Genomic DNA, 8,468 nt, shown 5'->3' on the forward strand with positions numbered 1-8,468 from the left:
GTCACGGTGGGGGTGGGGTTGGCGGTCGCCGCCCTAGTCGGCCGTCCCGGGCCCGCGTCCGAGTACGCGGTGGTCGGCGCCCCGCCGCTGGGAACCTTCCCCGATCTGGGTGTGGCGTGTGCGACCGCCGTCGCCGCGGTGGTGGCCTGTCTGGGCGGAGAGCGCGCGGTGACCTGGGGCAGGGCTGTGGCCTGGTGGACGGTTGCGGTGCTGTGGGCGGGACTGGTCGGTGGTGCAGTGGTCTACCTGGGCGCGGGGTGGGCGACGGACGTTCTCGGAGGGTGGATGCTCGGCGGTCTGGCAGGCGCGTTCGTGCTCACCCTGGGCAATACGTGGCCTCGGCTGCGCGCCGAGGGCCCGCCGGCATCGAGAACCCCTCCGGCCGCGTCCTGAACGTTCTGTCTGGAAGTGGCGCGAAGCCGTCTGCCGCCGCTGCGTCCGCGCGCGTGGGCCGTGAGCGTCTGTCCTCCTCTCTTGATATGCCTCACCGTGCTTGTGGCTGTATGGGCTCACTCGCGCCGCCGCAGGTACGAGAGCAGGCCTCTGCGGCCCCGCGCACTGCGGTCGCGACCAGCGCCGAGGCCGGTACCGGGTGGTGTGAGCACCAAAGCTGCGGGTTGTGGTGGTGAGAGCGGTCGTCGAAGGCTCCTCGAAGCCCGTGGTTGCGGCCCCCGACACCGTCCAGGGGCGCCACAGGTTGTCGGGCCGGTCCGGGTCCTTCCGCTGCCCGGTCTGCTGCTGGAGCGCGGCCCCGGCCGGTACGGGGCCGGACAACTCCACCTGCCCAGCGGCTACCTCGAAGAGGGCGAGCCCCTCGACCAGGGCGCCGCACGTGAGGCGTGGGAGGAAACCGGGGTGCACATCGACCCCACCAAGCTGTACATGGTCGCTCTCATCCACCACCGCCAGGACGCCGACCACACCCGCATCGGCGTCCTCTTCGCCTGCGAGCAACGGTCAGGCCAGCCTTACAACCGCGAGCCCGACAAGTGCGCTGGACTCTCCTGGGCCGTCCCCACCGACCTACCGGCGAACACCATCGTGTACCCGGCCGAAGGCATTCGAACCTGGATCTCCCACGCCCGATACACCGCACACGGGTGGTGACCACACCCCTCGAAGGGACGGGGATTTCCGGCACCGATCTGGGCGAAGCCCGGACACACACCCGTACAGGCCCCTAGCCTGCTGCTGGAGTACAGCACACCCAGCGGGGGAGAGGGTACAGCGATGGCGCGGACCGTACGGGTGGGCTCACGCGGCAGCCACCTGGCCAAGACCATGGTCGGCGAACTCCTCGACCGACTGCACACCGCCCACCCCGACGTGTCCTGGACCCAACGCACCATCATGACCACCGGCGACATGGACCGCACCACCAGCCTGGCTGAGCTGTCCGCTTCCGGCGCCGGCGTGTTCGCCTCCCAAGTCGAAGCCGCCCTGCTGGCCGGAGAGATCGACGTGGCCGTCCACTCTCTCAAGGACCTGCCCACCACCCCCAACCCCGGCACGGTGCTGGCGGCGGTGCCCGCGCGCCACGACATGCGCGACGCCCTGTGCGGCGCCACCCTGGGCACCCTGCCCCCAGGCGCTCGGGTGGGCACCAGCGCCCCGCGCCGTATCGGCCAACTCCTGCGCGCTCGCCCCGACGTGCGCCCCACACCCATTCGCGGCAACGTGCCCCCGCGCCTGCGTCAGATGCGCCAGAAGGGTTGGGCAGGGCTGCTCCTGGCCGCCGCGGGGCTGCGCAGGCTGGGCCTGTCGGACCAGATCACCCAGGTCCTGGACCCCTGGGAGTGGCCGCCCTCACCCGCTCAGGGCACGCTCGGAGTGCAGGTCCGCACCGGAGCTGAAGACGCCTGGTTTCAGGAGTTGCTGTCGGTCGTGCACGATCCGGCCACCGACGCCGCGGTGCGCGCCGAGCGCGCACTGCTCGCTGTATTGGAGGGCGGCTGCTACGTGCCGATCGGGGCGATGGCGGTCGTCGAGGGATCGTCGCTGCGTCTGCTGGGCCAGGTCACCGCTGTCGACGGCAGCCGGGTGGTACGGGCCGAGAAGACCGGATCACCGCAGCACCCCGAGGCGCTGGGGGCTCAAGTCGCCGACGAACTGCGCGAGCGCGGAGCGATCCCCCTGCTCGAAGAGTTGCGCACCGCATCCCCATCACAGCGCCCCCTGACCCAGCGAAGCGCACAAGCACCGCTGTGAGCTCAGGGGTGCACACTCCGATGTCGCAAGGTCACGGTAGGTTCGCGACCATGGGCCACTCCGAAAACTACATCCCCTCCCCGTGCGTCTGTTGCCCGTGAGCGGAAGCGCGGTGCGTTGCGTTGGCAGGCAACGGATGAGGAACCCCTGGGCGCGGCAGTCCTCAGCCAGGTAAGAGGTCGGCGAGCCCACTGAGGACAGCACGCAGGCCGAAGACGAGCCCGCGCAGATCATCGTGGAGAGCGACACGCCCACCGGCACCTCCCCGTCGCCTTCGGAGATCGCTGGCCGGTTCATCACGGGGGCGGTGGTTCCAGGGGACCGGCCGTGCTAAAGCGTGCGGCACGTCGGTGGATGTGGTGCCCTGGGCGGCGCCCACGCTCCTGCGGCACACAGGGGGCTGCGGCGCGGAAGAACCACCTCTTCGTCACCTCGATGAGTACGAGGTATCCGACCACCATGAGCGCGAGGAACAGGAAGAACGCGAGCGGTACGGAGGTGAACCCGAGCACGGGCGCGAGCGGGGTCGCTGGAATTACCGCCCCCACGGCCACGACTCCGAGCGCCGCTGCCAGCAACGGCACACTCGGCCGGCTCCGTATGAAGGGCACTCGCCGGGTGCGGATCGCGAATATCACCAGGGTCTGGGTAGCCAGCGATTCGATGAACCACCCAGAACGGAACAGCTCCGGCCCGGCGTGGAAAATCCACAGCATCACGCCGAAGGTCACGAAGTCGAACACCGAGCTGATCGGCCCGAAGAACAGCATGAAGCGCCTTATCAGGCTGACGTCCCACCGGGAGGGCCGACGCAACTGCTCGGCGTCGACGTTGTCGGTGGGGATCGCCAACTGGCTGCTGTCGTAGAGGAGGTTGTTGAGCAGTATCTGCGAGGGCAGCATCGGCAGGAACCCCAGGAACGCCGATGCCCCGGCGGCGCTGAACATGTTGCCGAAGTTGCTGGACGTGCCCATCAGCACGTACTTCATCGTGTTGGCGAAAATGCGCCGCCCCTCGACGACGCCGTCCGCGAGCACCAGCAGGTCCTTCTCCAGCAGCACCACGTCGGCGGCGTCCTTGGCCACATCGGTGCCAGAGTCAACGGACACCCCCACGTCTGCGGAGTGCAGGGCCAGGGCGTCGTTGACCCCGTCGCCGCAGAAGGCGACATCGACGCCCCCGCCCCGCTGCACGCGCACGATGCGCGCCTTCTGCTCCGGACCGATCCGGGCGAACGCGGTGGTCGCCGGTATCAGCTCCGCGAGCCGCTCGTCGCTGAGGGTGTCCAAGTCGGTTCCGGTCAGCGTGCCGCCGGGCGGCAGACCCAGTTGAGCGCACACACGCGTGGCGACCACCGGGTTGTCCCCAGTGATCACCTTCACCGTGACCTCAAGTTCGGCCAAGCGGGTGAGCGCCTCCCGGGCGGTCTCTTTCGGCGGGTCGAGGAAGACCAGGAACCCGCGCAGGCGCAAATCCCGTTCGTCTACGGCCGCGAGCGTGGACTGCCCAGGCGCCGACCGGGTGGCGAGGGCGACCACGCGGTGGCCCGCAGCGAACTCGGCCTCCAACGCCGTGGACGCCCCGTCGGGCACCCCGGTGCACCGCGCGAGCACGGCTTCGGGGGCGCCTTTGGTCACGATCATCTGGGTGTCCGGGCCCTCCTCGATCAAGACCGAGACCATGCGCCGCTCGTGGTCGAACGGCAGGAGGGCCAGTCGGCGGTAGCGTTCGGCCACCTCTCGCCGCCCCTCCGGCAGCGGCCCCTCCCACAGCGCTGTGTCCAGCGGGCTGGCGCGGACCGGCCGCCCTTTCTCCACTGCGGCGTCCGTGCAGGCGAGGCCGAGCGGGACGACCTCCTCCGAGGCCTCGCCCTCGGGGCCGAGCCCGTGCATGAAGCTGATCCGGCCCTCGGTGAGAGTCCCGGTCTTGTCGGTGAACAGGACCTCGACATCGCCCAGGTCCTCAATGCACACCAGCCGCTTGACCAAGACCTTGTGCCGTGCAAGTCGGCGCGAGCCAGCCGCGAGGCTGGTCGAGACGACCGCCGGTAACAGCTGCGGCGAGATGCCGACCGCGATGGCCAGCGAGAACAGCAGCGCGTCTATGACCGGCCGGCCCAGAAGGACGTTCACCACGAAGATCAAGGAGGTCAGGGCCCCGGCCACCTGCACCAGGAGTAGGGAGAACCTGCGCAGCCCGACCTGAAACTCGGTCTGCGGCTGGCGTTTCCCCAAGCCGAGCGCGACCCGGCCGAACTGCGCCGCCCCACCGGTGGCCACCACCACGCCGCGCCCGTACCCCGACCGCACGACCGTGCCCATGAGCGCGCAGCTGGCCAGCTCCGCCAGCGCGGTGCCCGGTGGCACCGGCTCGGACGACTTCTCCGAAGGAACCGACTCCCCGGTCAGGACCGACTCGTCGCACTCCATCCCCGCAGCTGTGAGCAGGCGGACATCCGCCGGCACGACCTCGCCCTGTCTCAGCTCCACAACGTCGCCCAATACGAGCTCGATGACGTCGACCTCCTGCGGGCGGCAGTCGCGGACGACAACGGCGTGATGCCGGATCTGTTCGTGCAGTGCCTGCGTCGCCCTCTCGGCGCGGTACTCGTTGACGAAGCCGAGCCCGACCGAGCCCGCCAGGATCACGCCGATGATCACGGCGTCGGTGTGCTCCCCGAGGAAGAACGAGGCCGCGGCGGTCAGCGCGAGAAGGAACAGCAACGGTGAGCGCAGCTGCCGAAGCAGCACGGCCACGGGGCGTGTGCGGTGCGAGCGCACGGCGTTTGGCCCCAGGTTCTCCAGCCGTAAACGTGCCTGTTCCGCAGTCAGGCCGTTGCCTTCCGTGCCCAGTGCTGCCATAACGTCCCGGACGGGCTGCGAGGCCGCCGTGGTGGGCTCCAGCGGCTGCGCGACTGGGATTCCGGTTTCACGAGCGCCTATTGACGGCACACCGACCTCCCCTCAGCCCCAATATCGCCATCCGCTGGACGGGAGGCGAGGAGTCGGAGGCCCTCCGCCCCCAGGACGATCGTCACTTTCCGTCCTACGTAGGCGCTCCCCGTCGGCGCGGCACTCACCATGCCTAGGGCGTCCGCCTGTGCCAACGCTCTAGCCTGCGCGGCAGCGCCTCGTCGGCGGGACTGTCACCGGTTCCTGGACACCGTTCCAGGACGGTGTCGGTGGCCAGGCCGAAGGTCTCGCGCACCTGTTTCAACAGTGTGGTCAGCAGATGGGCGCTGCGGGCCCGGTCGATGAGATGAAGACAATGGCGGGCACCACCTCGCGGGCCTCAGAGAACAGCTCCCGAATCGGCTGGGCCCCACCCCGACCATCATCTCGATGGACTCCGAGGCATTGGCCGAGAAGAAGGGCCCCGGCTTCCTCTCAACGGCACGGGCCAGCGGTGTCTCGCCATACCGGGTTCCCGACCACCGCGGCCCCGTGCGAACGGCTACGCACAGCGTACGCATTGCCTAGTGGATACGGATTGGGACTCATGACCCTTATCGAAGCCAGTGGGAGCAGCCCACATCTTCGGAGCCGTTACCAGCCGGGCTTTTGCAAGGGATTTTACCTTCGTCTGGCCCAGGAAGCCGATCGCCGGGCCTAACGAGTTGGTGCGTGATAGCGGGTGAGGCTCCGCTGAAGAGTCGCGGCACGCTCTGGCTGTGGCGATCCTCGAACCGTCTTTTGGGGGCACCACCTTCCCCAGCAGCTCACTGGCCCGGCGGTGGATGGCCAGTTCGGCCTCCAACTCGGCGATGCGCTTGTTGGCCACGGCCAGTTCGGTCCTCTCGGTACTGGTCAGGCCCGGGGCCAGGCCTTGGTCGATACGGTCCTGGCGCCGCCAGGCGTAGACCGTCTCGGCGGGAGATGTCCAGATCGCATGCCACGTCCGCGACGCTGCGTCCGGCCTGGACCAGGTCCAAGACCTTGGAGCGGAACTCGGCCGGGTATCCACGACGTCCCACGATGCCCTCCTTCAAGGGTCACGTGGTCCCAGGATCCAGAAATCCGACTCCGAAAAACGCAGGACACACCACCAGTCTCCATCACACCCGTCACGAGACACTCCTTCGGGCCGGGGGAGCGGGGCACGGCCGATCGGGAGCGACGGGGACGTCCGCGTCGGCCGCGGATACGGCGGAGAGCCTAGGCACAAGAACCCGCGCGCACCCGCGAAACACCGATATCCGTCCCTTGAGCCGGGAATATCCGCTCGGTGTCCTTCGTGGGCCCGCGTCCTTTCCGCCGTCGGGGCCGTGCGGGGGAGGGAACCGCCGCGAACGGGGGGGCGCAGTCCTTTCGGCCCTGTCCTCGAACGGATGCCGCCGACCGGACCTGGACCTTCCTGGGGTCGTGGTCCGCGCGGGGGAATAATGCCTACGCCTGTGCACCGGGGTGCCGTTGGGGTTGTCTGCCGGGGGCATGCCGTTGGATGCTGGCGGCACCCACCGGACCGGCGCGGCTGGTCGGGGGAGCGTGTCGGAGACGGAGCCGGCATTCGCGCTCCAGGGGACCCCGTCGCGGCTTCAGGGCCGTACCCGGGCGTCCCCGGGTCCATGCCAGCCGCGCCAACGAGCCCCGACCTTCCCCTGCGAACCCGAACGGACCACGGCCGACCGGGCCGCGTGCGCACCTGCCAGGCGGCCCGGGTCGGCCCCAGGCCCGAGGCGCGTCCGCACGGCGCGAACCTGGAGCCGGGGGTGCGACCTGGTTTCGGCAACTGCGAATCTACATAATAAAGGTAGGGCTTCCTCGTGTTATCACTAAGGGAGAACAAGCAGTGACAAAGCAAATGAAAACGGTGTTCGGTCTCAGGGAACAGGAACCGGAAGAAGGCGGCTGGAATCGGACCCCCTCCGTCTCGCGCGCCTTCGGGTCGACCTCGCTTCGGGGAACCGAACACCGCACGAATTTCCCGGACCGCTGGCCCCCCTTCCCCCCGGGTCCGTAAAATGGATCCGTGCGGGTGCGCCCGTACCGCCGGTGCGGGGCAGCGTGGACGGATGCCCCGCACCGGTCACCCCGTGCTGTCGGCGGCCAGTCCCCGACCACGCCGTCGCCTCGCGCTGTTCGGCCCCGGTGCACGGCGATGAGCAGGAGCGGGGAGCGCCTGCGGCTGAAGGCCCGGTGGTGGGCGGCGACCAGCCGGGCGAGGGCGATGGCCGGTTCCTCGGCCAGCCGTACGTCGGCGTAGCCCCGGTCGGCGCGCGTGGGGGGTGTCGCCCACGCCAGCGCGCCGGGACCTGTCCCCGGACTCTCCCGGGCCGAAGCCGGACGCTCCGCTGTTGAGCCACGCGTCGTTCACGGGGATCACGGTAGCGTTTCGGGGCTGCGGGGTTCGCGTGGGGACGGTCTGACGGGTGCGGCCGTGGGGACGCACCCGTCACCGAGCCTGGTCGTGCTGCCCTAGCGGGTCTTGATCACGGCCGCGATGAGCCCGGTGGCGAGCATCATCGTCAGGCCCACGACCATGAGCACGAAGGCGATGGTTCCGACCATGGTGTTTCCTTAGTGTTCGTCGTTCCCGGGCGCGGTGCGCGGCGTCCGCCGTGCGGGGAGCGCCCGGAGGAGCCGGGAGCGGCGCCTACCTCTTCGGGGGTTCACCCTATCCCGGTCCCCCCGTGATCCTGCGTCGGGTGGCCGCTGTGACCAGCGTGGTCGTGACCACGGGCGCGGGGGCGGTCCGTGGAGGAGGGTCCGCGGGGCCGGTCAGCGTCGGGCCCAGGCCCGCTGGTGGGTGCTGACCAGCCAGCCGTCGGCCCAGGCGTGGTCGGGCTCGGCGGGCAGGTCGCAGGTCCGGCACAGCCCGGCCAGGCGCTGTTCGAGTTCGCGTGCCCGGTCCAGGGCCTGGTCTCGGCTGTGCTCGCCGCGGCGCAGTGCGATCAGCCAGGCGCGTCCACTTGCGCGGGGAGTAGACGGTCAGGTCCAGTTCGCCGGGGCCGGAGCGGGTGTGTTCGGGGCGGGTGTGGTGGATGTACTGCTCGAAGGGGCGCAGGCCGATGACGTACTCGGGGGGTTCGACGCAGATGCCCATCTCGTCGCGGTCGGCCTGGCCGGTCAGGGCGAGGCCGTGGGCCTCGGAGCCCACCCGGCACCGCAGGACGGTCCCCTCGTGCGCGATCCGTTCGAACTCGGGGCTGGAGTGCTTCATCCGCGGCTCCATTCTGCCGGGTGTGGGGTGCCGGGTGCGCTGGTCGGGGAGCTGCCGGGCGCGCTATCGGCCGCGGGGGCGGGGGACGAGTGCTTTTCGTA

General features: G+C 69.9%; 5 protein-coding genes and 1 pseudogene. 4 read left to right on the plus strand and 2 right to left on the minus strand.

What is annotated here, in order from left to right; translation table 11 throughout:
• The 3 genes from ABD54_RS23800 to hemC all read left to right on the plus strand — a co-directional run.
• Positions 1-393 (plus strand): phosphatase PAP2 family protein (locus ABD54_RS23800; protein WP_047871769.1); only part of this gene is annotated, 393 nt, incomplete at its 5' end.
• Between the two features lie 204 nt (positions 394-597).
• Positions 598-1,107: an NUDIX domain-containing protein gene (locus tag ABD54_RS23805; RefSeq protein ID WP_235432173.1), complete on the plus strand. Its 510-nt coding sequence runs from the start codon at positions 598-600 to the stop codon at positions 1,105-1,107.
• 123 nt (positions 1,108-1,230) lie between these two features.
• Positions 1,231-2,208, plus strand: a complete 978-nt coding sequence (gene hemC / locus ABD54_RS23810) for a hydroxymethylbilane synthase (RefSeq protein ID WP_047871770.1) — start codon at positions 1,231-1,233, stop codon at positions 2,206-2,208.
• A gap of 296 nt (positions 2,209-2,504) precedes the next feature.
• Here the strand turns inward: hemC and mgtA are convergent, their stop codons facing one another.
• Positions 2,505-5,159 (minus strand): magnesium-translocating P-type ATPase, encoded by a 2,655-nt coding sequence (gene mgtA, locus ABD54_RS23815; RefSeq protein WP_268778205.1) that lies wholly within the window; start codon positions 5,157-5,159, stop codon positions 2,505-2,507.
• Between the two features lie 719 nt (positions 5,160-5,878).
• On the opposite strand from mgtA, the gene ABD54_RS28395 reads away from it, so the two are divergent.
• On the plus strand, positions 5,879-6,067 hold the full coding sequence (locus ABD54_RS28395; protein WP_160313093.1) for a hypothetical protein: 189 nt from the start codon (positions 5,879-5,881) through the stop codon (positions 6,065-6,067).
• Positions 6,068-7,925: 1,858 nt separating this feature from the next.
• Here the strand turns inward: ABD54_RS28395 and ABD54_RS27585 are convergent.
• Positions 7,926-8,367 (minus strand): annotated as a pseudogene (locus ABD54_RS27585) (DNA polymerase beta superfamily protein).
• Positions 8,368-8,468: the final 101 nt, after the last annotated feature.

The sequence above is a fragment of the Nocardiopsis sp. RV163 genome (genome assembly GCF_001029525.1).
GTDB lineage: Bacteria > Actinomycetota > Actinomycetes > Streptosporangiales > Streptosporangiaceae > Nocardiopsis > Nocardiopsis dassonvillei.